Origin of the sequence: Roseomonas sp. CAU 1739 (genome assembly GCF_039839775.1) — a bacterium.
Lineage (GTDB): Bacteria > Pseudomonadota > Alphaproteobacteria > Acetobacterales > Acetobacteraceae > Neoroseomonas.
This window is the reverse complement of the sequence record NZ_JBDOQQ010000008.1, coordinates 122,491-146,857: the sequence shown is the minus strand read 5'-3', so window position 1 is coordinate 146,857 and position 24,367 is coordinate 122,491. Positions and strand designations below refer to the sequence as shown.

The 24,367-nt window shown below is 68.9% G+C and carries 20 protein-coding genes and 1 tRNA gene; 9 read left to right on the top strand and 12 right to left on the bottom strand.

The features are described 5' to 3' along the window. Positions 1-113: 113 nt before the first annotated feature. Both AAFN86_RS14930 and AAFN86_RS14925 read left to right on the top strand, forming a co-directional pair. Positions 114-1,478, top strand: a complete 1,365-nt coding sequence (locus tag AAFN86_RS14930) for a GGDEF domain-containing protein (protein WP_347544146.1) — start codon at positions 114-116, stop codon at positions 1,476-1,478. Then, positions 1,475-2,689, top strand: a complete 1,215-nt coding sequence (locus AAFN86_RS14925; RefSeq protein ID WP_347544145.1) for a DUF2336 domain-containing protein — start codon at positions 1,475-1,477, stop codon at positions 2,687-2,689. The genes AAFN86_RS14930 and AAFN86_RS14925 overlap by 4 nt, the downstream gene beginning before the upstream one ends. A gap of 111 nt (positions 2,690-2,800) precedes the next feature. Here AAFN86_RS14925 and AAFN86_RS14920 read toward each other — a convergent pair whose 3' ends face one another. Together AAFN86_RS14920 and argB are read right to left on the bottom strand one after the other, a co-directional pair. Then, entirely contained in the window at positions 2,801-3,229 is a 429-nt protein-coding gene (locus AAFN86_RS14920; protein WP_347544144.1) for a hypothetical protein, read from the bottom strand. 123 nt (positions 3,230-3,352) lie between these two features. After that, positions 3,353-4,243 carry an acetylglutamate kinase gene (gene argB / locus AAFN86_RS14915; protein WP_347544143.1) on the bottom strand — a complete coding sequence of 297 codons (891 nt, stop codon included), beginning with the start codon at positions 4,241-4,243 and terminating at the stop codon, positions 3,353-3,355. Positions 4,244-4,584: 341 nt separating this feature from the next. On the opposite strand from argB, the gene AAFN86_RS14910 reads away from it, so the two are divergent. Together AAFN86_RS14910 and AAFN86_RS14905 are read left to right on the top strand one after the other, a co-directional pair. Beyond that, complete coding sequence (locus tag AAFN86_RS14910) at positions 4,585-4,797, top strand: hypothetical protein (protein ID WP_347544142.1); 213 nt, start codon at positions 4,585-4,587, stop codon at positions 4,795-4,797. Positions 4,798-4,975: 178 nt separating this feature from the next. Then, on the top strand, positions 4,976-6,280 hold the full coding sequence (locus AAFN86_RS14905; RefSeq protein WP_347544141.1) for an LLM class flavin-dependent oxidoreductase: 1,305 nt from the start codon (positions 4,976-4,978) through the stop codon (positions 6,278-6,280). A gap of 178 nt (positions 6,281-6,458) precedes the next feature. Here the strand turns inward: AAFN86_RS14905 and hpf are convergent, their stop codons facing one another. The 9 genes from hpf to AAFN86_RS14860 all read right to left on the bottom strand — a co-directional run bounded on the left by hpf (position 6,459) and on the right by AAFN86_RS14860 (position 14,318). Further along, complete coding sequence (hpf, locus tag AAFN86_RS14900) at positions 6,459-7,046, bottom strand: ribosome hibernation-promoting factor, HPF/YfiA family (protein WP_347544140.1); 588 nt, start codon at positions 7,044-7,046, stop codon at positions 6,459-6,461. 100 nt (positions 7,047-7,146) lie between these two features. Further along, positions 7,147-8,622, bottom strand: a complete 1,476-nt coding sequence (gene rpoN / locus AAFN86_RS14895; RefSeq protein ID WP_347544139.1) for an RNA polymerase factor sigma-54 — start codon at positions 8,620-8,622, stop codon at positions 7,147-7,149. Between the two features lie 81 nt (positions 8,623-8,703). Then, positions 8,704-9,465 carry an LPS export ABC transporter ATP-binding protein gene (gene lptB / locus AAFN86_RS14890; RefSeq protein WP_347544138.1) on the bottom strand — a complete coding sequence of 254 codons (762 nt, stop codon included), beginning with the start codon at positions 9,463-9,465 and terminating at the stop codon, positions 8,704-8,706. Beyond that, complete coding sequence (locus AAFN86_RS14885; RefSeq protein ID WP_347544137.1) at positions 9,462-10,421, bottom strand: LptA/OstA family protein; 960 nt, start codon at positions 10,419-10,421, stop codon at positions 9,462-9,464. The genes lptB and AAFN86_RS14885 overlap by 4 nt, the downstream gene beginning before the upstream one ends. Then, positions 10,418-11,128: an LPS export ABC transporter periplasmic protein LptC gene (gene lptC / locus AAFN86_RS14880; RefSeq protein WP_347544136.1), complete on the bottom strand. Its 711-nt coding sequence runs from the start codon at positions 11,126-11,128 to the stop codon at positions 10,418-10,420. Before lptC ends, AAFN86_RS14885 begins: the two co-directional genes overlap by 4 nt. Continuing rightward, positions 11,125-12,108 (bottom strand): KpsF/GutQ family sugar-phosphate isomerase, encoded by a 984-nt coding sequence (locus tag AAFN86_RS14875; protein WP_347544135.1) that lies wholly within the window; start codon positions 12,106-12,108, stop codon positions 11,125-11,127. Before AAFN86_RS14875 ends, lptC begins: the two co-directional genes overlap by 4 nt. A 108-nt stretch (positions 12,109-12,216) precedes the next feature. Beyond that, entirely contained in the window at positions 12,217-12,873 is a 657-nt protein-coding gene (locus tag AAFN86_RS14870) for a ribonuclease H-like domain-containing protein (protein WP_347544134.1), read from the bottom strand. Between the two features lie 26 nt (positions 12,874-12,899). Next, positions 12,900-12,986 (bottom strand) — tRNA-Leu (locus AAFN86_RS14865). 102 nt (positions 12,987-13,088) lie between these two features. Next, positions 13,089-14,318, bottom strand: coding sequence for a cyclopropane-fatty-acyl-phospholipid synthase family protein (locus AAFN86_RS14860; protein ID WP_347544133.1), 1,230 nt, complete (start codon positions 14,316-14,318; stop codon positions 13,089-13,091). A gap of 171 nt (positions 14,319-14,489) precedes the next feature. On the opposite strand from AAFN86_RS14860, the gene AAFN86_RS14855 reads away from it, so the two are divergent. The 5 genes from AAFN86_RS14855 (at position 14,490) to AAFN86_RS14835 (ending at position 23,343) form a co-directional block, all read left to right on the top strand. Beyond that, positions 14,490-15,434, top strand: coding sequence for a complex I NDUFA9 subunit family protein (locus AAFN86_RS14855; protein WP_347544132.1), 945 nt, complete (start codon positions 14,490-14,492; stop codon positions 15,432-15,434). A gap of 240 nt (positions 15,435-15,674) precedes the next feature. Then, entirely contained in the window at positions 15,675-17,114 is a 1,440-nt protein-coding gene (locus AAFN86_RS14850; RefSeq protein ID WP_347544131.1) for an NAD(P)-dependent oxidoreductase, read from the top strand. A 7-nt stretch (positions 17,115-17,121) separates the two neighbouring features. Beyond that, positions 17,122-21,660: a glutamate synthase large subunit gene (gltB, locus tag AAFN86_RS14845; protein WP_347544130.1), complete on the top strand. Its 4,539-nt coding sequence runs from the start codon at positions 17,122-17,124 to the stop codon at positions 21,658-21,660. A gap of 128 nt (positions 21,661-21,788) precedes the next feature. Further along, the gene (locus AAFN86_RS14840; RefSeq protein WP_347544129.1) at positions 21,789-22,298 is read left to right on the top strand and encodes a hypothetical protein; all 510 of its coding nucleotides are present in this window, start codon (positions 21,789-21,791) and stop codon (positions 22,296-22,298) included. Between the two features lie 376 nt (positions 22,299-22,674). Then, positions 22,675-23,343 carry a glutathione S-transferase family protein gene (locus AAFN86_RS14835; RefSeq protein ID WP_347544128.1) on the top strand — a complete coding sequence of 223 codons (669 nt, stop codon included), beginning with the start codon at positions 22,675-22,677 and terminating at the stop codon, positions 23,341-23,343. Positions 23,344-23,521: 178 nt separating this feature from the next. Here AAFN86_RS14835 and AAFN86_RS14830 read toward each other — a convergent pair whose 3' ends face one another. After that, positions 23,522-24,337 (bottom strand): hypothetical protein, encoded by an 816-nt coding sequence (locus AAFN86_RS14830; protein WP_347544127.1) that lies wholly within the window; start codon positions 24,335-24,337, stop codon positions 23,522-23,524. Positions 24,338-24,367: the final 30 nt, after the last annotated feature.

The window sequence follows — 24,367 nt, the reverse complement described above, 5'->3', positions numbered from 1 at the left end:
GCGGCAGCGCATGGCGCGAAGGCAAGGCGGCCGGATGGCCGCCGCCGGCCGTTTTGAGCGGCACCGGAAAAAACTAACCGGACATTCATCGCCCTGGCCCTTCCATGCCGTCGATGACGACCGTGCTCCGACCCGAGGAACGAACGGCGACGATCCCGCCCGCGGCCGCCGCGGCTGCGGCGCTGCACGGCGCGCTGCTTGAATCCCGCCAACGCTGGCAGGACCTGACCGGCCTCGCTGCCGATTTCGTGTTCGAGACCGATAGCGCCGGCCGCTTCAGCTTCCTGTGGCCCGATCATGTCCTGGGCCATGCCGCCAGCGGGCTGCTGGGGCGGCGGGCGGCCTCCCTGCTGCTCGGCACCGCGTCGGACCCTTTCGCGCTGCGCCAGGCGGCGCGCAATCATCGGGTCTGGGTGGCCGGGGCCGGCGGGCGGCCGCGCTGCCTGGCGCTGTCGCTGGCACCCATCGGCGATGCCGGGGGCCAGTTCGCCGGACTGCGCGGGGCCGCCCGTGACGTGACCGACCAGGAGGCCGCCGCCACCGCCGCCGCCGCCGGGCTGCGCCGCGCGGCACTGCTCGACGCGTTGGGCGAGACGGTGCGCCACGCCGGCACGGCGCGGGAAGCACTGGCCAGCGGGTTGCAGGAACTGCGCGATGCGCTGGGCTGCGCCGGCACGGCCATGGTCGTGCCCGCGGATGCCGGCACCGAGATCATCGGCTGCACGGCCGAGGTGCCCCCGGGACTGCACGCGGTCGCGGCCGGGGCGCTCGAATCTGCGCGGGATTGGGTCGGCCATGTCGATGACCGCCAGCCCGCCGTGCTGTTCCACCATCACGGCCGGCCACCGGCCATCTCGGCGCTCGCGGCCTGGCGCGCATCCGGGGCCCGCGACTGGGATGCCGAGGATCTCGCCGTGCTGCGCGGCATGGCCGCGACGCTGGGCGCCGTGCTCGGCTTCGGTCGCCTGCAGGCGGAACTCGAGCGCCAGGCGCACACCGATCCGCTGACCGGGCTGGCCAATCGCCGTGCCTTCCTCGGCACCCTCGCCGCGGCGATCGGGGACGGCGTGGGCGTGCCGGGTGGGGCGCTGCTGTTTCTCGACCTGGACAACCTCAAGCCGCTCAACGACCGTCATGGGCATGAAGCGGGCGACGCGGCGCTGCGGACCACCGCGCGCCTGCTGCGCGAGACCGCCGGCAGCGCCGGCACCGCGGCGCGCTTCGGCGGTGATGAATTCACGCTGTGGCTGCCGGGGGCGACGCCTGCCGATGCGGTCGCCTGTGCCGAGCAACTGATCGCCGCGGCGGCAGCCTTGCCCAAAGACTGCCCGGCGCCGCGGTTCAGCATCGGCCTCGCCTGTCGCGCGCCAGGCAGCGATGAAGGCGCGGGCCATCTCGTCGCCCGCGCCGATGCCGCGCTCTACGATGCCAAGCGCGCCCGGCGCGGTGGCTGGCGCCTGGCGGAGCCGGCACCATGACAGGCATCACCGACATCGCCCGCATCCTCGAGGACGGTCCGCAGGCGGCCCGTCTCGCCCTGGCCGCCGATGCCGCCGCGCCGCCCGAGGCGCTGTACTACCTGATGGCCGACGGCGCGCCGGGCATCCGCGCCGCCGTTGCCGCCAATCTGGCCAGCCCGCACCAGACCTTCCTGCCGCTGGCTTCCGATGACGAGGAGGCGGTGCGCCAGGCGCTGGCCACGCGGCTCGCGTCGCTCGCCCCCGGCCTGCCGCCGGCGCAGCAGGACCGCGTCGCCCAGGTCGCCTGGAACGCCCTGGCGAAGCTCGCCGAGGATGCCGCCGAGGAGATCCGCGCCACCATCGCCGAGGCGGTGAAGGACCTGCCGGATGCCCCACGCCAGATGATGCTGACGCTGGCCCGCGACGTCAGCCTGCGCGTGGCCGAACCGGTGATCCGCCTGTGCCCGCTGCTGACCGAGGAGGACCTGCTCGGCCTGGTGGCCGCGCCGCCGATCGCGGCGACGCTGACCGCCATCGCGCGACGGCCTGCCATCAGCGAGACGGTGGCCGATGCGCTCGTTGCCACCGGCGACACCGCGACCATCGCCGCGCTGCTCGGCAACCGCACCGCGGCGATCCGCGAAAGCACCCTCGATGCGCTGGTCGTGCAGGCCGCCGAACATACCGCCTGGCAGGAACCGCTGGTCCGCCGGCCCGACCTGCCGCCCCGCGCGGCGCTGGCGCTGGCGCGCTTCGTGGCGGAGGACCTGCTTCTTTCGCTGGTGGATCGGCGTGACATGCCGGCGGAGATCGCTATGCGCATCCGCGGCGCGGTCGCCACGCGTCTCGCCGGCGCGCCACGGCCCGGGGAGACGGCGGAGGATGCGGCGTCGCGCGCCGGCATCCTGCTGCATGCCGGTGCGCTGGATGAGGCCATGATGCTGCGCGCCTCCCGCGCCGGGGAGACGCCCTTCGTCACCGCAGCGCTGGCCGGCCTGGCCAGCATGCCGCGGGCCACCGTGGACCATGCGGTCGTGACCCGATGCAGTAAGTCCCTGGCGGGGTTGTGTCGCAAGGCCGGGCTGAGCGATTCGGCGGCCGAGACCGTGGTTGGTCTGCTCGCCCCGGCACCACCAGCGACGGCGACGGTCGCCGTGGCGCCGTCGCTGGTCGGGGACGGCGAATTGCGCTGGCGGATCGACGCCCTGTCGCGCGCCGCGACCCGCTGACCGCGGCTGGCGACAATCAGCCAACGGCGTGAAGCGACTCTCTCGGCCAGGAAGCCGGGGCGGCTTGCGTGAACGCGGTCGAGGGCAAGCCGAACTGACGACGGCCGCGCTTCAGCTCAGTTCCGGGAACGCGTTCGTATCCTGCAGGCTCGGCATCGCGACCTTCGGCTTGAACTGCGGATAGATCTCGTAGAAGAACTCGTCGCCCTGCGACTTGATGCTGGCGTAGCCGGGAAAGCTCGTGATGAAGCTCTTGTTCTTGCCCAGCCAGTTCTCGGTGATCGCGCCGCCGACGCCCGGGAAGAAGTAGATGCGCGCCACGGCCGTGTCGGGCTTGAAGGAACCAGCCCCGATCAGCCCCTCGGCGGTATTGTAGACCGAGATGTGGTACCCGATCCCGTCATTCGAGGACTGCTTGGTGACGGTGATATGGCACTGCACGCCGTAGTGCAGTCCCGTCACGTTGTTGCCGATCAGCCCATAGTCGAACAGGGCCTCGCACCACCCCTGCATGGAATCAGGCACCGGAACCTTGGGCATCGATTCTCTCCGTGGTCGCCGATGAAGCGATGAATGAACGCATGGCGTGCGTTGCGCCGCATCGTCACCACTTCATCGGCGCAGGTCAAGGAACGTTGCGGTATCCGACCGGGTGAGATCCCATCACGGCCTGATCAGCGTTCCCGGCCCGGCATCGGTGAACAATTCCGCCAGGATCGCATGCGGCACGCGCCCGTCGAGAATTACCGCCCCCTTCACGCCTTTCTCGATCGCGTAGATGCAGGTCTCGACCTTTGGGATCATGCCGCCGGCGATCCAGCCCGCGGCGATACCGGCCTTCACCTCGGCCACCGTCATCTCGGGGATCAGGCGCTTGTCGGGGTCGAGCACGCCGGCGACATCGGTCAGCATCAGCAGGCGTTCGGCGTTCAGCGCGCCGGCGATGGCACCTGCCGCGGTGTCGGCGTTGATGTTGTAGGTCTGGCCATCCGCGCCCACGCCCACCGGGGCGACCACGGGGACGATGTCGGCGCTGATCATCAGCTGCAGCACCTTGGGATCGACGCTTTCGGGTTCGCCCACGAAGCCGAGGTCGAGCACCTTCTCGATGTTGCTCTCGGGGTCGCGATAGGTGCGGTTCAGCCGGCGCGCGCGGATCAACCCGCCATCCTTGCCCGAGATGCCGACCGCCATCACGCCGGCGCGGGTGATGGCTTCTGCCACCTGCTTGTTCACTGGGCCGGCGAGGACCATCTCGACCACGTCGAGCATTTCCTCATCCGTCACGCGCAGGCCCTGGATGAAGGTGGACTTCACGTTCAGGCGCTTGAGCATGGCGTTGATCTGCGGCCCGCCGCCATGGACCACGACCGGGTTCACGCCGACCTGCTCCAGCAAAGCGATGTCGCGACCGAAACGCAGCGCCGTCTCCTCCTCGCCCATCGCGTGGCCGCCATACTTCACGACCACGGTCGCGTCGTCGTAGCGCTTCAGGAAAGGCAGGGCTCCGGCCAGGATATGCATGGCGTCGAGCGTATCGGCGGGCTCAGTCATCGGCGTTCCTCGTCCCGTCGCGGGGGTGCCGGTTTCTGGCGGCGCGCGGCGGGGCGGTCAAGCCGGTGCACGGCGGGTGATGCAACCTGTGCGCGAGGTGTCCGGGCGGGCCGTCGCAGCAGGCGCAACACCCTGGGAGGCGCGGCAGGGCCCGCGCACTCATCCTGGTGCTGGTTGTCGTCCTTGCCGCATGAGGGCCAAGGACCGCGAGTGGACGCGCGGAAGCCGCGACCCAATCCTGGCGCCCGAGCGCGACCACGGGCATCGGGCTGATCGGCGGATACCTCGATGCGCGGCGGGTGCGCTCGGGCCTTATCTCGCGGCCCGAACATGACATTGTCATGACGGTGAAAGGACGGGTCGCCATGCGGGGCGACATGCCGCGTGGCCATGCCGTCGAACGCGCCGGCAATGCCGAGGGGGCGAACGTCTCGGCCCTGTGCACCCTGCGCATGGTGGCGGCGGCGACCCTGCAGGTCGGCGACCTGGTGATGGTGGCCAACGAGCGGGCATCAACGCCGACCTTCACCGCGGGGACCGCGCGACCCGGCTGATCCCGACGGCCCGTGTCATGGGCCGCGGCCAGGCTTCTCAAGGGAACACCGTCGCCGGCCGCGCTTGCCGCCCCGCGGGCCGGCCCGCATAGTCCGGCCAGGACGCCGAACACCCGCACGGCCCAACGGAGACCGGAGGTCCCATGGCCCGTCACACTCACCGCCGGATGCGCAGCGCATGACACAACGCCGGATGCATCTGGTCGCCTATCTGAAGACCGGCCCCACCGCGAACCACCCGGGTGCCTGGCGGCACCCCGAGGCCGCGCTCGACGACATCCTCGCCCCCGAGCGCTACGAGCATATCGCCAGGGTGCTGGAGGAAGCGTGCTTCGATGCCTGCTTCTATGCGGACACCTTTGGGCTGCCTGATATCCATGGCGGGAATTTCGACGCCTATCTGAAGCTGGGCGGACAGATCTCGTATCTCGACCCGCTGGTCGTGCTGCCGGTGATGGCGCGGGTGACGAAGCATCTCGGCCTCGGTGCCACGCTGTCCACCACCTTCCTGCATCCCTACTGGATCGCGCGGACGCTCGCCTCGCTCGACCTGCTGACGGCGGGGCGGATGGCGTGGAACATCGTCACTTCCGCGACCAACCTCGAAGCGAGGAATTTCGGGATGGACGGCATCCCGGGCAAGGACGAACGCTACGACCGCGCCGACGAAGTGCTGGAAGCCTGCAATGCCTTGTGGAACTCCTGGGATGAGGGCGCCCTTGTCCTGGACAAGCAGGGCGGCGTCTTCATCGATCCGGACAAGGTCCGCTACACGAATTTCGAGGGCAAATGGGTGAAGACGCGCGGGCCGCTCGCCATGCCGCGCAGCCCGCAGGTTCGCCCGGTGTTCATGCAGGCCGGGTCATCGGACCGGGGGCGGGACTTCGCCGCGCGCTGGGCGGAGCTGGTGTTCTGCACGCCGCACAGCAAGGCCGACACCATCGCCTTCACCAACGACCTGAAGGCGCGCATGGCGACGTTCGGGCGACCGCCCGAGGACTGCAAGGTCCTGCCGAGCTTCATGACCGTGATCGGTGAAACCGAGGCGATCGCCCAGGAGAGATACGCCTATCTGCAGTCGCTGATCGACCCGGAGGCGCAGCAGATGCTGAATTCATCGCTGATGGGCGCGGATCTGTCGAAGCACCGCGACGTGGAATCCTTTGCCGCGGCGCAGGGCAACCAGGGCATCAGCGGATCGACCGATCGCGTGATGCAGGTGATGAAGCAGGAAGGGATCACCTTCACCCAGGCCACGCAGAAGCCGCGCGGGGTGCTGGTGGGCACGCCACAATCGGTGGCGGACCAGTTGGAGGATTATTTCACTTCCGGCGCCTGTGACGGCTTCATCATCACGCCCACGGTCCATCCGCGGATGTTCGAGGAATTCGGTCGGCTGGTGGTGCCTGAGTTGCAGCGACGGGGGCTGTTCCGGAAGGAATACGCCGGCGCGACGCTGCGGGAAAACTTGGCGCGGCCGTGACGCGCGACGCGCAGGCTCGGCAACGCGCCGAAGCCTGCTACGCCCCGTCAAAGCGGCACTCGCGCCCGGCACCAGATCCCCACGGTCCAGGGGGCCGCAGCCCCCTGGCGGGGAGAGGTTCGGAGAGGGGCAGCGCCCCTCTCCGATCAGCAGCGCGAAGCCATCATGCGCCGGCCTGTCAAACCGCCCCGGGGTCGAGCCCCCCCACATGCCCGTCGCCACGCCGATAGACGACGTTCAGTGCGCGGGTGGCCTTGTTGCGGAACATCAGCACCGGAACGTGGCCGAGGTCCATGCGCATCACCGCCTCGCCCACCGTCATCAGGGAGATGTCGGTCGGGTGCTCGGCGATGATGGCGCCGTGGTCGGCACCGTTCACGGCGGCGGGTTCCTCGCCCTCCTCCTCGATGGCCTGCAGCACGCGTTCGCGGCCAGCCGGTTCTTCGGCCTCGCGGCCCGGTGCGAAGGAACGGGAGTGCTCGTTCATGCGCCGGCGATACCGGCGCAGGCGCTTGGCCAAGTGCTCGGCCGCTTCCTCGAAGGCGCGATGGGCGTCGGGGCCTTCGCCCTCGGCCCGCATGGTCAGCCCTCGACCAGCCTTGAGATTGATGTCGCAAGCGAAATGCGCGCGCGAGCGATGGAAGGTGACATTGGCTTCCAACGCGTGGTCGAAGTATTTGCGCGTGATGGCATCCAGGCCATCGCGCACATGGACCTTCAGCGCTTCGCCGGTTTCGACCTGCTTGCCTGCGACAGTGACATGCATGGGGCTTTGCCCTCCTTCCTCTAGTGAAGGGGAGGGGCCGCCCCGTGGCGACCATCAGCCGGTCCGCATCCTCCGCGCGGGCCGCCCAGGCAAGGTCGGATCAGGCCGGGACGGCCTTCTCCCTTTTGCGCTGCACCGAAGATGGTATCCGCAGCGCATCGCGGTATTTGGCCACGGTCCGGCGGGCAATGTCCACGCCTTCCGTGCGCAGCCGTTCAACGATCGCGTCATCCGACAGGATATCGGCCGGGCCTTCGCCATCGACCATGGCCTTGATGCGGTGCCGCACGGCCTCGGCGCTGACCGATTCCCCGCCCATCGTGCCGGCGATGGCGGTGGTGAAGAAGTATTTGAGCTCGAAGGTGCCGCGGGGCGTCGCGATCGCCTTGTTGGAGGTGACGCGGGACACGGTGCTTTCGTGCATCCCGACCTCCTCGGCCACGTCGCGCAGGATCAGCGGGCGCAGATGCGCGACGCCGTGGCGGAAGAAACCGTCCTGCCGGCGCACGATCTCGGCCGAGACCTTGAGGATGGTGTTGGCCCGCTGCTCCAGCGACTTCACCAGCCATGACGCGGTCTGGAAACGCTCGGCAACCCAGGCCTTCTCGTCACGTGACTTCGCACCCACCACGGCGCGCGCGTGGAAGCCGCGATTGATCAGCACGCGGGGCAGCGTCTCGGGGTTCAGTTCGATGATCCAGTCATCGGCGGGGCCGCGGCGCATCAGCACGTCGGGCACCAGGGTCATCGCCGGCGGCGCATCGAAACTGGCGCCGGGCTTGGGGTCGAGCCGCCTGAGCTCGGCCACCATCTCGGTGATGTCCTCGCCATCCACGCCGCAGACGCGTTGCAACCCGCGCAGGTCGCGCCGCGCCAGCATGTCGAGGTTGTCGAGAAGTGCCGCCATCGCCGGGTCGAAACGGTTGCGGTCCTGCAACTGCACCATCAGGCATTCGCGCAGGTCGGCGCAGAACATTCCGACCGGGTCGAAACGCTGCATGCGCTGCCGCACGGCGGTCACCACGGCCTCATCGCAGCCAAGCGCCGCGGCGATGGTGCCGTCGAGCACCGTCAGCCGCCCAGCGGGATCCACCAGCGCCAGCAGGTTCGCCGCGATCATGCGGTCTCGCGGTGTTTCGAAGGTCAGCCGCACCTGCTCGCCGATATGCTCGCGCAGGTTCTTCTCCGGCGCGGCCATGGCGTCGATGCCGGACAGGTCGTCGTCGAAATCGGCCCGCCCGCCGCGGCCGATCGGCGGGCTGCCGCTGTCGTAGACATTGTCCCATTCGGCATCGAGCGGCGCGGCATTCTCGTTCGGCAGCACGTCCGACGATGCGGCCGCGGCCGCATCCGGTGCTTCCGCCGGTGCGGGCAGCGGGTCGGTGGCGCGGCCGGCGTCGGGGCCGGGCGTGGTGCGCTCATCGCGCTCCAGCAGCGGATTGCGTTCGAGTTCCTCCTCGACGAAGGACGTGACCTCGATGTTGGAGGATTGCAGCAGCTTGATCGCCTGGCGCAGCTGAGGCGTCATCACCAGCTGCTGCGAATGGCGCAGGTCGAGACGCGGGCCGATCGACATGCTCAGACGCGCCACGCCGCCGGGCACGAAGCGGCCCTGCGCCGTGGACCCCGGGGTTCTGTTGCGACCACGATGGGCAAGTTACAGACTGAACCTTTCGCCGAGGTAGACGCGGCGCACCCCTTCATGCGCGACGATGTCGCGCGGGCTGCCCTCCATCAGCACCTGGCCGTCGTGCAGGATATAGGCGCGGTCGATGATCTCCAGCGTCTCGCGGACGTTATGGTCGGTGATCAGCACGCCGATGCCGCGATCCTTCAGATGCTTGACCAGGTCGCGGATCTCGCCGACCGCGATCGGGTCGATGCCGGCCAGCGGTTCGTCGAGCAGGATGTAGGAAGGATGCGTCGCCAGCGCGCGGGCGATTTCGCAGCGGCGCCGTTCACCACCCGACAGCGCGAGGGCGGGCGCGCGGCGCAGATGGGAGATGCCGAATTCGGCGAGCAGCGCATCGAGCATCTGTTCGCGCCGGTCGCGCAGCGGCTCGACCACTTCGAGCGCGGCGCGGATGTTGTCCTCGACATTCAGGCCGCGAAAGATCGAGGCTTCCTGCGGCAGGTACCCCAGGCCGAGCCGCGCGCGGCGGTACATCGGCAGCGTGGTGACGTCGTGCCCGTCCATCACCACCTGGCCCTCATCGGGCTGCACCAGGCCGGTGATCATGTAGAAGGTCGTGGTCTTGCCGGCGCCGTTCGGGCCGAGCAGGCCGACCGCCTCCCCGCGCTTGACCGAGATCGACACGTTGCGCACGACCGGGCGCTTCTTGTAGCGCTTGCCGAGGCCACGGGCGACCAACCCGCCGGTGGGCGCGGCCCCTTCGACGACTCGCAGGGATTCGCTCATCGCGGCGCCTCCGGCTGCGGAGAGGGCTGCGGGCCGGGCGTGGGCTGGCCCTGCTGCGGTACGACGAGGCCCTGCACGCGCGCGCCCGGTGCCGAGACAAGGCGCGCGACGCCGGTCTTCATGTTCACGATGGCTTCCTGGCCGGTCAGGGTATTGTCTCCACGGGTGATGCGCACATTGCCAAGCAACCGCGCCAGTCCGGAATTGGGATTGTAGACGCCGCGGTCGCCGCGCACGACTTCCTCGGCGGTGCGGATATCGACGTTGCCATAGGCCTCGACGCGTTCGATCGAGGATTGCTCGCCCGGTGGCTGGCCCGGCAGCCCGGTGGCGGCCGGCTGGGCTCGCGGCGTGCGCGCCGCGCCTGCCGTGGCGCCGGGTGCGGCGTTCTCGACGAAATAGGCAACCAGGGTGTCGGCGCGCACGCGCCGCCCGTCATTCGTCACCACCACGGCATTGCCGCGCGCCACCGCCATGCGGCGCTGCGCCCAGTATTCGATGCTGTCGCGCGCGGTCAGCGTGTTGTCGGTCGAAACCAGGCGCAGATTGCCGCCGGTCATCACCATGACCGCCTGGTCCATGTCATAGACGGCGCGGTCGCCCTCGGCCCGGTCGGTCGCCGAGGTGACGACGACGTTGCCCTCGGCTTCCAGCCGCCAGATCTCGCCGCCGCCGGCGGGGCTTTCGCTGGGCGGGCGCGGCGCGCTGGCGGCCTCCCCGCCGCGCGGGCGATAGCGGGCGAGCAGGCGGTCTGCCTCGACCGTGACACCGCCGCGCGTGGCACGCGCCTCGCCGCGGGCGATCACCACCTGGTCCTGCTGGCGCCATTCGATGCCATCGACCGAGGTGACTTCGATCGGGCCGCCCTGACTCAGGTCGATACCCTGCGCAATCGCCGCGCAGGACAGCAACGTGGCCGCGAGGCCCAGAATGGTCCGACGCGTGGTGGCACTCACTGCCCGCCCTCCAGAACGGCGCGGGAGCGCCCGGTGAAGATCACGACCTGGCCGCGCTCGGTCAGGCGGAAGCCTTCGCTGACCAGCGTGCCGAATGGCCCCTGCGCGGCAACGGGCTTGTCTCCAGATGCCGAGCCTTCCTGCAGCAACACCTCGGCGGCGGCGGTAACCAGCAGGTTGCCGCCATCCTGCCACAGCGTGACCTCGCCCCACAGGTCGAGCCGATGCAGCGCCTTGTCGAAGCGCCCTTGTTCGGATTCGAGCAGAACCCAGGTGCCGTCAGTCAGCGTCACGTCGGCGCGCGGGCGTTCGAGGTCGACGATGTCCGGATTCTCCGTCTGGGTGGCGACATAGGCCGTGACGGTGAAGGGCCGGTTCTGTTCGTCGAGCCCCTGGTAGCGGGGTTCGACCAGGCGCACCGCCTCGGGTGCCGCCTGGATGACGCGGCGGAAGGAGACGCGGGCCCGGTCCTCCATCCGGTCGAGTTCAGGCCAGACGGCGATCGCCACCAGCAGGCCGACGCCCGCCAGCGGCAGCAGCCACTTGGCCAGTTGCACGACGATCCGCCGGCGCGCGATCTGGCCGGCCGAGGGCATCCAACGCCGCCGAGACGGCGGCAGCATGTGGCGCGAGGCACCGAGGACGGCGCGTTCCGTCACGCGCAGCGGGACGGCCGGCGCGGGGCGCGGATCGTCCCGCCCGCTCATGCGACACCGGCACGCAGAAGGTCGTGGATGTGCAGGATGCCGACCGGCCGTGCCTCGTCATCCACCACGAACAGGGTGGTGATGGCGCGGGTGTTCATGATGTGCAGGGCCTCGGCGGCCAGCGTGTCCGGTCCCACGGTGCGCGGCGCACGCGTCATCACATCGGCGGCACGGCGGGTCAGCAGGGCGTCGCCGCCCCCCGCCTCGAGGCTGCGGCGCAGGTCGCCATCGGTGATGATGCCGAGCAGCGCCCCATCCGCGCCTTGCACGCCAAGGCAGCCGAAGCGCCGCGCGGTCATCGCCACGATCGCCGCATCCATGCGCGTATCGGGCGGGGCGAGCGGCAGTTCGGCCGCGCCATGCATCAGGTCGCGCACGCGCGACAGCCGCGCGCCGAGCTTGCCGCCGGGGTGGAAGACGCGGAAATCGGCGGCGGTGAAGCCGCGCCGCGTCAGCAGCGCCACCGCGATGGAATCGCCCAGGGCCAGTTGCATGGTGGTGGATGTGGTGGGGGCGAGGCCCATCGGACAGGCCTCCGGCGCTTCCGGCAGCACCAGCGCCACGTCGGCGGCACGGGCCAGCGTGCTGCCCGGCCGGCCGGTGATGCCGACCAGGGGCAGCGCGAAGCGCTTGGCATGGCCGACCAGGTCGGCGAGTTCCGGTGTTTCCCCTGAATTGGACAGGGCCAGCACGGCGTCGCCGGCGACGATCATGCCAAGGTCGCCATGGGAGGCCTCGGCGGGGTGGACGAACAGCGCGGGGGTGCCGGTGGAAGCGAGCGTCGCGGCGATCTTGCGCGCGACATGGCCCGACTTGCCCATGCCGGACACGACGACGCGGCCCGAGGCGCCGCCGAGCAGCGACACGGCCTGGGCGAATCGGTCGTCGAGGCTGGCGGCCAGCGCGGTAAGGGCTTCGGATTCGAGGGCCAGGACCTGGCGCGCGACGGCGAGATCGGGATGGGGCGTAGGGGCGTTCACCGTGCCTGTATGGTGCGCCGGCAGCCGGTGGTCAACAAAAGCGAGCGTATCGAATCAAAAACCGTGCCAAGTCGTCGCCTAGCCCGGCGTGGATATCCGCGGACGCGCTCAGTGCGAAAGGATATCCGGGTCCTCATAGCCCAGCAGGTCAAGTTTCCCACGCGCCGGCAGGAAGCGGAAGCAGGCCTCGGCGAGGTCGAGCCGACCCTCCCGCTTCAGCAGACCTTCCAGCTTCGCCCACAGCGCATGCAGGTGCAGCACGTCCGACGCCGCATAGGCGAGCTGTTCCGGAGAAAGGTCGGGCGCGCCCCAATCGGAGGTCTGCTGCTGCTTCGACAGATCGACGCCGAGCAATTCCTTGCACAGATCCTTCAGCCCGTGCCGGTCGGTGAAGGTGCGCACCAGCCTGGCCGCGACCTTGGTGCAGATCACCGGCGCCGTGGTGACGCCAAGATACCGGTACAGCGCCGCGACATCGAAGCGGGCGAAATGGAACAGCTTGGTCACCGCCGGATCGGCGAGCATCTTCCGCAGGTTTGGCGCCGCATAGCCCTGGCCGCCGAGGCTCTCGGGGATCAGCTGCACCAGGTGCGCCGAACCATCGCCGGAGGACAACTGCACCAGGCACAGCCGGTCGCGATGCGGGTTGAGGCCCATCGTCTCGGTGTCGATGGCGACGACGCGGCCGAGGTCGAGCCCGTCCGGCAGGTCGTTGCGATGCAGCCTGATGGTCACGCCGCCATGGGTGAAAAGGGTGCTACCCATTTCTGCGCCTCGCCTCCTGATAGTCGTGGTGCCCAGGAAAGGACTCGAACCTTCACGACCTTGCGGTCACTGGCACCTGAAGCCAGCGCGTCTACCAATTCCGCCACCTGGGCAAGGGGGTCGGCGCCTTTCGGCGAGGGGCGGGGAATTACCCGCGGTCGTGCGGCCCGTCAAGCGCCCCTCGTGCGGTTTCGCGTGGCGCGCCGCCCGGCCCTCTACCGTGCGCCGATTTCGGCCAGCCGGCGCTCCTCGTCCTGGATGAAGTCGCGCACCACCGGCACGTCGTCGCGGCGGTCGGACAGCAGCAGCTGGAAGACGAAATTCGACCCGTGCAGGAAGCCCAGCTCGACCGAGGCCAGGTAGAAATCCCACATGCGGCAGAAGCGGTCGCCCATCATCGCGACGGCCTCCTCGCGGCGGGCGTCATAGGCTTCGCGCCAATGCTTGATGGTCCAGTAGTAGTGCAGGCGCAGGCTCTCGCAATCGGCACACCACGTCCCGGTGCGCTCCATCGAGGCAAACACCTCCGACAGCGCCGGCACATAGCCGCCGGGGAAGATGTATTTGCGGATGAAGGGGGCTGTGGTGCCGGGCGGGGACATCCGCCCGATGCAATGCACCAGCGCATGGCCCCCCGGCTTGGTCAGCGCCTTGATCTTGCGGAAATAGGTGTCGAACTCGTCGATGCCGATCGCCTCCATCATCGCGATCGACACCACGCGGTCGTAGGTGCCTTCCAGCAGGCGATAATCCTGTTCTCGGAAATCGACGCGGTCGGCCACGCCTTCGTCGATGGCGCGCTGCTTCGCCACCGCGCATTGTTCGGGCGAGAGGGTGACCGAGGTGACGGTCACGCCGTAGTTTCGGGCGAGGAAGGTGCCGAGCGCACCCCAGCCCGAGCCGATCTCGGCGACCGTCATCCCCGGTTCCAGCCGCAGCTTGGCGGCAATGTGGCGCAGCTTGGCGATCTGCGCGTCGAACAGGGACGTCTCCGGCGTCGGGTAGTAGGCGCAGGAATAGGTCATCGTCTCATCCAGCCACAGCCGATAAAAGGCGGGCGGGATGTCGTAGTGATGGCGGATGTTCTTCGCCGCCAGGCCGAGCGGGTTGCGCTGCTGGATCCGCCGCACCGACCGCCAGGCGCTGCGCAGCATTCGCTGCACCGGATGCGCGGCGAGGCCCGAGCGGTTGATCGAGAACAGGTACAGCAGGTCGAAGACTGCCCCCCCGCCTTCCATGACCAGCCGCCCATCCATGTAGGCCTCGGCGGTCTTCAGTTCGGGATTGAGGAAGATCTCCCGTTCCACCGCCTTGTCGGTCAGGCGGATGGTCACCTCGGGCCCGTCCTGCCCGGATCCGAAGCCATGGGCCTGTCCGGCATGATCGAGAACGACCAGGCGGCCGCGCCGGACGAAGCGGCGAAGGAGGTGGGAGAGCAGCATCATCGTCGGTGAATCCTGGGGCGCGAACTCCTGCGCTTATGCATCCGCGCGTCGGCGATTCCTAATGGGCGTGCTGGCCGGATGCGCCGGCACGGTGTCTGCTAGGGTCCACGGCCGGGTTCGGTGGCCCCGATCCCCCGCGGCCGGGTTCAGATTGGGATGGAGTGCGCAACGATGCGGCAGGTGGCGACGGTATTCGGTGGCGCGGGCTTCATCGGCCGCCACGTGGTCCAGCGACTGGCGAAGCAGGGATACATCGTCCGCGTCGCCGGCCGGGACACGGTGAAGGCCGCCAGGCTGCGGCCCCTGGGCGATGTCGCGCAGGTGGTGCCGGTCGCCGCGTCGGTGACGGATGAGGCATCGGTGGCCCGTGCGGTGGCGGGTGCGAGCGTGGTGGTGAACCTGGTCGGCATCCTGTTCGAGCGCCGGCCCGGCGATTTCCAGCGCATCCAGGCGGAGGGTGCGGGCCGCGTCGCCAGGCTGGCCGCCGCCGCCGGCGTCGCCAGGTTGGTGCATGTGTCGGCGATCGGCGCGGATTCAGGCAGCCAGAGCCTGTATGCCCGCAGCAAGGCGGAAGGGGAGCAGGCGGTGTTCGCCGCCTTCCCGGCCGCGACGATCCTTCGCCCATCGGTGGTGTTCGGCCCCGATGACCAGTTCTTCAACCGCTTCGCCGGTCTGGCCGCAGTGCTGCCCTTCATGCCGGTGGTGGAAGGGCAGACACGCTTCCAGCCGGTCCATGTCGGCGATGTGGCCGATGCGGTGATGGCGGCGATCACCCGCGACGACGTGGCGGGCAAGGTGTTCGAACTCGGCGGCCCGCGGGTGATGACGATGCGGGAGGTGATGGCGTTCGTGCTGGAGCACACCCAGCGGCGGCGCGCGCTGGTGGCGCTGCCCGGCGGGCTCGTCGCGATGCAGGCGCGCCTGGGGGAATGGTTGCCGACCCCGCCGCTGACGCGCGACCAGCTGATCCTGCTGGGGCGCGACAATGTCGTGGCCGAGGGCGCGGCCGGGTTCGGCGCACTTGGCCTGGCGCCCAAGGCGGTGGAGGCCGTGGTGCCTGCCTATCTCGCGCGCTACCGGCGCGGCGGAACGCGACGGGCGGCCTTCGGAGGCTGAAATATCCGAATCGGACCTATATATTGCCCGTTGGGGCGTCGTCGAGGTGGCGATCTTATGCGATCGACGAATTTAGGACATTAAAACTGTCCAATCGGTCCAAAAAGGACTCGCGCCGTCGATTCTCATGCCGTATGTGACGTCCAGCCCGGACCGCGGTGGCGAATCATGCGCTTGCGCATGTCCGCGCGCCGAGTGGTTCGGTTTTTAGGCAAGAATTGTGCCGCCGCGGGGGTTCGTATGGCCGAGAAGATGCTCCAGTTCGTCCGCCTGCAGCAGCGCCAGCCTGACAAGCGCGACGCCGGGCAGCGCCGCGCCGATTGGGCGGAGGTGTACCAGCCCTTCGCGCAGGAGGCCGCATCCAACCAGGCCTCGCGCTGTTCGCAATGCGGCGTGCCGTTCTGCCAAGTGCATTGCCCGCTGAACAACAACATCCCGGACTGGCTGAAGCTGACCGCCGAAGGCCGGCTCGAGGAAGCCTATGAGGTCGCCTCGGCGACCAACACCTTCCCCGAGATCTGCGGCCGCGTCTGCCCGCAGGACCGTCTGTGCGAAGGCAATTGCGTCATCGAGAAGGGCTTCGAGTCCGTCACCATCGGCGCGGTGGAAAAATACATCACCGACACCGCCTGGGAGAAGGGCTGGGTCAAGCCGCCCAGGCCGGTGCGGGACCGTGCGGAATCGGTGGGCATCATCGGTGCCGGCCCGGCCGGCATGGCGGCGGCCGAACGCCTGCGCGTCATGGGCTACCAGGTCACCGTCTATGACCGGCACGACCGCGCCGGCGGCCTGATGATCTACGGCATCCCGAACTTCAAGCTGGAGAAGGACATCGTCCTGCGCCGGCAGAAGCAGTACGAGGATGGCGGAATCGAATTCCGCCTGAACGTCGCCGTTGGCCAGGACATCACGCTGGCCGAGCTGCGCACGAAGCACGTCGCGCTGCTGGTCGCGACCGGCGTCTACAAGGCGCGCGACATCGACAATCCGGGCGGCGACCTGCCGGGTGTCGTCGCGGCGCTCGACTACCTGATCGCGTCGAACCGCAAGGGCCTCGGCGACGACGTGCCGGATTTCGAATCCGGTGCGCTGGATGCCGCGGGCAAGCATGTCGTCGTGGTCGGCGGCGGCGATACGGCCATGGACTGTGTGCGCACCGCGGTGCGCCAGGGGGCGGCCTCCGTCACCTGCCTGTATCGGCGCGACAAGGCGAACATGCCGGGATCCATGCGCGAGGTGAAGAACGCCGAGGAGGAAGGCGTTCGCTTCGAATGGCTCGCCGGCCCCGAGGCCTTCTTCGGTGAGGGCAGGGTGCAGGGCGTGCGTGCCCAGCGCATGCACCTCGGCCTGCCGGATGCGACCGGCCGCCAGCAGGTGGAACCGATCCCCGGCGCGCTGTTCAACCTGCAGGCTGAACTGGTGATCAAGGCGCTCGGCTTCGACCCGGAAGACCTGCCCAAGGCCTTCGATGAGCCTGCGCTGTCCGTCACGCGCTGGGGCACGCTGAAGGTCGACTACCGCACCATGATGACGCCGCTGCCCGGCGTGTTCGCCGCCGGCGACATCGTGCGCGGCGCTTCCCTGGTCGTCTGGGGCATCCGCGACGGGCGTGATGCCGCCGACCAGATCCACAGCTACATCCAGGCCCAGGGCGAGAGCCCGGCCATCGCGGCGGAGTGAACGCACCATGTCGCAGATCGAAACCGGTTCCGACTTCGTCGAATCCTTCGCGCGCGGCCGCGCGGCGCTGGAGAACACAGCCCATCTCGACCTGACCGAGCATGATGCCTGCGGCGTCGGCCTGGTCGCCTCGCTGGACGGCAAGCCGCGACGCGACGTGGTGCAGGCCGGCATCGATGCGCTGAAGGCGGTCTGGCACCGCGGTGCCGTCGATGCCGATGGCAAGACCGGCGACGGCGCGGGCATCCATATCGAGATCCCGCAGGACTTCTTCGCCGAAGTCGTGGAACGCGGCGGCGACCGGCTGCGCCCGGGGCGCATCGCGGTGGGCATGGTGTTCCTGCCCAAGACCGACCTCGGCGCGCAGGAACGCTGCCGCCAGATCATCGAGACCGAGATCCTCAACGCCGGCTACAGCATCTATGGCTGGCGCCAGGTGCCGATCAACGTCGCCTGCATCGGCGAGAAGGCCAATGCGACGCGCCCCGAGATCGAGCAGATCCTGATCTTCGACCCCGAGCAGCGCGACATCGAGACCGCCGAGCGCGACATGTACGTGATCCGCCGGCGGATCGAGAAGCAGGCGATCGCCACGCAGATCCCGGAGCTGTATCTTTGCTCCCTGTCGGCGCGCTCGCTCATCTACAAGGGGATGTTCCTCGCCGCGAGCCTGACGGAATTCTACCCGGACCTGCTCGATGTCCGCTTCGTGTCGCGCTTCGCCATCTACCACCAGCGCTACAGCACCAACACCTTCCCCACCTGGCGCCTGGCGCAGCCCTTCCGCATGCTCGCCCACAATGGCGAGATCAACACGCTGCACGGCAACGCCAACTGGATGAAGAGCCACGAGACGCGGCTCGCCCACCCGCTGCTCGACGAATACATGGACGACCTCAAGCCGATCGTGCAGGCGGGCGGGTCGGATACCGCGACGCTCGACAACGTGTTCGAGCTGCTGGTGCGCGGCGGCCGCGACGCGCCCATGGCCAAGGCCATGCTGATCCCCGAGAGCACCGGCAACAACGCGACCATGCCGGAGAACCATCGCGAGTTCTTCATGTACTGCAACGCGGTGATGGAACCCTGGGATGGGCCGGCCGCGATTGCCGCGACGGATGGCCGCTGGGTGATCGGCGGGCTCGACCGCAACGGGCTGCGGCCCATGCGCTACACGGTGACGACCGACGGGCTGCTGATCGTCGGCTCCGAGACCGGCATGGTGAAGGTCGCCGAGGACAGCATCGTGCAGAAGGGCCGCGTCGGCCCCGGCCAGTGCATCGGCGTCGACCTGGATGAGGCGAAGTTCTACGAGGATGCGGCGCTGAAGGATGCGATGGCCGCCCGCAAGCCCTTCGGCAAGTGGACCGCGCGCACCACCCGTATCGACGAGATCGTCAAGGCGGAAGGCGACGAGCGCGCGCATCTGGTCGCCGAGGAGCTGCGTCGCCGCCAGCTCGCCATGGGCTACACGCTCGAGGAACTGGAAGGCATCCTGCATCCCATGGCCGAGGATGCGGCCGAGGCGGTGGGTTCGATGGGCGACGACACGCCGATCGCCGTGCTGTCGGAACAATATCGCGGCCTGCACCACTATTTCCGCCAGACCTTCAGCCAGGTGACCAACCCGCCGATCGATTCACTGCGCGAGACGCGGGTGATGACGCTGCGGACGCGGCTCGGCAACCTCGGGAACATCCTCGAGGAGGACCCGTCCCAGTGCGACATGCTGATGCTGGAAAGCCCGGTGCTGTCGAACGCGCAGTTCGAGGCGATGCGCAGCTACATGGGCAGCACGGTCTGCACGGTGGACTGCACTTGGCCGGTGAAGGATGGCGAGACCGGGCTGCGCCGCGCCATCGAACGCATCCGCCGCGAGGCGGAGGAGGGCGTTCGCTCCGGCTGCGCCCATGTCATCCTGACCGATGAGGACCAGTCCGCCGAGCGTGCGGCGATCCCGATGATCCTCGCCGTCGGCGCGGTGCAGACGCATCTGATCAAGCACGGGCTGCGCACCTTCACCTCGCTCAACGTCCGCGCGGCCGAATGCATGGATGTGCACTATTTCGCCGTGCTGATCGGCGCGGGTGCGACGACGGTGAACGCGTATCTGGCGCAGGAGAGCATCGCCGACCGCCATCGCCGGGGGTTGTTCGGCAATGCGGGTCTCGGCCAGGCGGTCGGCAAGTACAAGAAGGCGGTCGACAAGGGTTTGCTGAAGGTGATGTCCAAGATGGGCATCGGCGTCTTGTCGTCGTACCGCGGCGGCATGAACTTCGAGGCGATCGGCCTGTCACGCGCGCTGGTGGCGGAATTCTTCCCCGGCACGCCGTCGCGCATCTCGGGCATCGGGCTGTCGGGCATCGCGCGGCGTGTCCTCGCGCTGCACGACAAGGCCTGGCAGATCGGCGCCGTCGCCTTGCCGGTGGGTGGCCTCTACAAGCTGCGGCGGCGGGGTGAGGTGCATGCCTTCGACGGCAGCCTGATCCACACGCTGCAGAAGGCGGTCGAGACCGACAGCTACCAGACCTACAAGCGCTACACCGAGGCCGTGCGGCGCCTACCGCCGGTCGCGCTGCGCGACCTGCTGGACTTCCGCATGGAAGGCCGCACCCCGGTGATGCTCGAGGAAGTCGAGAGCATCACCGAGATCCGCAAGCGCCTGATCGCCCCGGGCATTTCGCTCGGCGCGCTGTCGCCGGAAGCGCATGAGACGCTGTCGATCGCCATGAACCGCATTGGCGCGCGGTCGGACAGCGGCGAGGGCGGTGAGGACCCAGCGCGGGCCAAGCCGCGATCCAACGGCGACAACGCCAATTCCGCCATCAAGCAGATCGCGAGCGGCCGCTTCGGTGTGACAGCGGAATACCTGAACAACTGCCGCGAGATCGAGATCAAGGTCGCCCAGGGTGCCAAGCCCGGCGAGGGCGGGCAGCTGCCCGGCTTCAAGGTGACCGGGCTGATCGCCAAGCTGCGGCATTCGACGCCGGGGGTGATGCTGATCTCCCCGCCGCCGCATCACGACATCTATTCGATCGAGGATCTCGCCCAGCTCATCTACGATCTCAAGCAGATCAACCCGGATGCGTCGGTCTGCGTGAAGCTGGTCTCACGCTCGGGCATCGGCACCATCGCCGCCGGTGTCGCCAAGGCGAAGGCCGATGCGATCCTGGTCTCCGGCCATTCCGGCGGCACCGGCGCTTCCCCGCAATCGTCGATCAAATATGCCGGCCTGCCCTGGGAGATGGGGTTGTCCGAGACGCACCAGGTGCTGCAGCTGAACCGGCTGCGCCACCGCGTGCGGCTGCGCACCGATGGCGGGCTCAAGACCGGGCGCGACGTGGTGATTGCGGCGATGCTGGGCGCCGAGGAATTCGGCATCGGCACCGCATCGCTGGTGGCGATGGGCTGCATCATGGTGCGCCAGTGCCATTCCAACACCTGCCCGGTCGGCGTCTGCGTGCAGGATGAAGCGCTGCGCCAGAAGTTCACCGGCACGCCGGAGAAGGTGATCAACCTGTTCTCCTTCGTGGCGGAGGAAGTGCGCGAGATCATTGCCGCCCTCGGCTTCCGCAAGCTGACCGACGTGATCGGCCGGACCGACCTGCTCCAACAGGTCAGTCGCGGGTCGGAGGATCTCGACGACCTCGACCTCAACCCGCTGCTGGTGCAGGCCGATGCCGGCCCGCATGCTGCCTACTGCACGCTCGAAGGCCGCAACGAGGTGCCGGAGACGCTGGATGCGGAGATGATCCGCGACGCCGATGCGCTGTTCCGCCACGGCGAGAAGATGCAGCTCCAGTACAACATCCGGAACACGCATCGCGCCATCGGCACCAAGGTGTCGTCGCGCATCACGCGGCAGTTCGGCATGTCCGGGCTGCAGCCGGGCCATCTGACCGTGCGGCTGCGCGGCACGGCGGGGCAGTCGCTCGGCGCCTTCGCGGTGCGCGGACTGAAGCTCGAAGTCTTCGGCGATGCCAATGACTATGTCGGCAAGGGCCTGTCGGGTGCCACCATCGTGGTGCGTCCGGCACCGTCCTCGCCGCTGGTGTGGAACGACAACACCATCATCGGCAACACATGCCTGTATGGTGCGACGGCCGGTGAACTGTTCGCCGCCGGCCAGGCCGGCGAGCGCTTCGCCGTGCGCAATTCCGGCGCGACCGCGGTGGTCGAGGGCACGGGTGCGAATGGCTGCGAATACATGACGGGCGGCACCGTCGCGATCCTGGGCGCGGTCGGCGATAATTTCGGTGCCGGCTTCACCGGCGGCCAGGCCTTCGTCTACGACGCCGACGACACCTTCGGCGTGCGTGTGAACCCGGAGACGCTGGAATGGGCCCGCCTTGCCCATCCGCATTGGGAAGGCGTGCTGTGCGACCTGATCGCCCGGCATGTGGCGGAAACCGGCAGCCGCTTCGCCGCCCGCCTGCTGAACGAATGGGCAGTGGAACGCAGCCGCTTCTGGCATGTCGTGCCACGCGAATACCTGAAGTACCTGCCGGTTCCGATGGCCGAGGCGGCGGCCGTCGCCGCCGAGTGACCCGACGCACGCCGCCCGGTGAATCGCTTCACCGGGCGGCGCCTCGCCATCTTCCGTTCCCATGACGGCGCGGTAATCTGTTCCCGAGCCGATGCGCATCCGGCGCATCGCAGGATGGGAATTGAGCCGTGCGCCGTCTTGCCTTGGCCCTGGTGGCCACCCTTGCCATGGCAGCGCCCGCCGCGGCGCAGCAGGTCCGCAACCTCTCCGCCGTGAATGGCTGGGTCGCCTATATCGCGCAGAGCAACAGCGGCCCGCTCTGCGGCATGGGCACCGAGGCCAATTCGCAGGGCCGCTTCTTCTGGATCAAGGTCGAGCGCCTGAGCGGCGACCTGCACGGCTTTGTCCAGGTTGGTGACCGAAGCTGGAACGTTCGGCAGGAGGCGACCGGGCGCATCGTTATCGGCATCGACCAGCAGCGGGCTGAACTGAACTACACCGGCACCTCGCGTCCCGACATGATCGAGGCTTCCTACCGCGGCGCCTTCGACAACTTCATCAACTTCGTCCGCGCCTTCGCCCTCGGCAACCGCATGCAGGTCACCTTCCCGGGCGAGAATGTCGAGCCCTGGGGTGCGGATCTGCGCGGCACCCGCGCGGTGACCGACGCCTTCCTCGCCTGCGCGCGGCGGATCTGATCCGGCGGTCGCTTGAAGCGAGGTCGCCGCAGCTGGAATCACCGGAGGCGTGAATCACACGATCAAACGAAGGCATAGGGCGGGAGGCGTGAGCGAAAGCGAACGGATCCTACTCTAACGCAACGATCGACAGGCCGTTTTCATTCCTCGGGCAGTGGGCGCCGACCATCCGGCCGCCTCGCCTTGGTGCCGTGGACTCGTGCATCGGTCGTGGCTGTCAGTGTGTGCGGGGTCGCGCTGGGCGTTGGCGGGTCGCGACAGGGCCGCGATCCGAAGCCGATGACCCGCAGTGTTCCCATCCTCGCGATGGCATGCGACCGCAAGCATGCGGCCGGCCTTTGCGCCGGGACGGCCCGGGTGGCATAAGCAGCGCATCGTGAGACTGCTGTTCCACCTTCCCCTCTCCCCCTTCTCCCGCAAGGTGCGCCTGGCCCTGGCCGAGAAGCGCATCCCGTTCGACATGCGCATCGAACGCGTCTGGGAGCGGCGTGAGGATTACCTGACCATGAACCCTGCCTGCACCGTTCCGGTGCTGCAGGAGGACAATGGCCTGACCATCGCCGATTCCACCGCGATCTGCGAATACCTCGACGAGGCCTATCCCGACATGCCGCTGCTCGGCCGCACCTTGGCCGAGCGCGTCGAGGTGCGTCGCCTGGTCGCGTGGTTCGACGGCAAGTTCCACGCCGAAGTCGGCATGAACCTGCTGTACGAAAAGCAGATGAAGCGCGTGATGGGCCGCGGCAATCCCGACGCGACGGCGATCCGCGCCGGCTACGCCAATCTGCGTCCCCACCTCGAATATGTTGGCTGGCTGGCCGAGACGCGGCCCTGGCTCGCCGGCACCTCACTCACGCTCGCCGATTTGGCGGCGGCCGCACATCTTTCGGCGCTGGATTTCATCGGCGACATCGACTGGTCGCTGAATGAAGCCGCCAAGGACTGGTATGCGCGGATGAAATCCCGCCCGTCCTTCCGTCCGTTGCTGACTGACCGCGTCAGCGGAGTGACGCCGCCGGCGCATTACGCGGACCTGGATTTCTGAAGGCGCCGAAGGCCGCCGGCTGAGTTTTCCCGCGCCTTCGAATGCTGGGCGGCCCGCATAAGCGGGCCTTGGCTTCGCGCCATGTAGTCATGCGCCTGGGGCTGCTGCTGATCGGGCCGCGGTCGCGCCTTGCGCTCGCGAACCGTCAGTCGGCACCGTGCCGACGCGCCCGCATCGGCTACCGCCGCAATGGCCCGGCTTCGATCAGCGCCATATTCTGCGCGGCGAGATCGGCCGCGGCGCTGTCCGGTGCCAGTTCGACCACCCGTTCCCAGTCCGCCCGCGCCCCGGCCGCATCGCCCTGCGCCTGGCGGATGATACCGCGTTCCAGCAGCGCCTCGACATTGTCGCTCTCAAGTCGCAGCGCCTGCACCACGCTCTCCGCAGCCGGTGCAAGCCGGTCCAATCGCCGCAATGCGGAGGCCCGGACGATCCAGGCCTCGGCCAAAGTCGGTTCGACCGCCACGACCCGATCGACATCGGCCAGCGCATCCGCCGGGCGATCCAGCGCCAGCGAGGCCATCGCCCGTTCGGTCAGCAATTCGGAATCGGCCGGCGTCAACGCCAGTGCCAGCGACAGCGCCGCATGGGCACGCTGCGGGCGCCCCGCGGCGATCCATGCCTCGCCGGACTGTCCGAACACCGCCGCGCGCGCTGCGATGCCGGCCTGGCTGCGGGTGGCGATGCGTTCCAGCGCCTCGGCCGCGCGCTCCGCTTCGCCCAGGGAAAGCATCGCCAGCGCGGCGCAATGCGCGGCACCCTCGCCGCCGCCTTCCATGGCCCAGGAATCGGCCAGGGTCCGTGCGCCCTCCGGGTCCTCATCCAGCATTTGCAGGCAGCGCTCGTATTCCGGCGCATCCACCAGCCGCGGCGGCTCCGGCGGGGTGGGCAGGATCTCGTCACCGGCCGGGCCGGACAGCCACCACCACGCGCCGCCCGCAGCCACGACGACGAGCATCGCGACCCCGGCCAGGAGGAGGCGGACAGGCGTCATGCAACGCAATCTAGTGTCCGCGCCCGGACC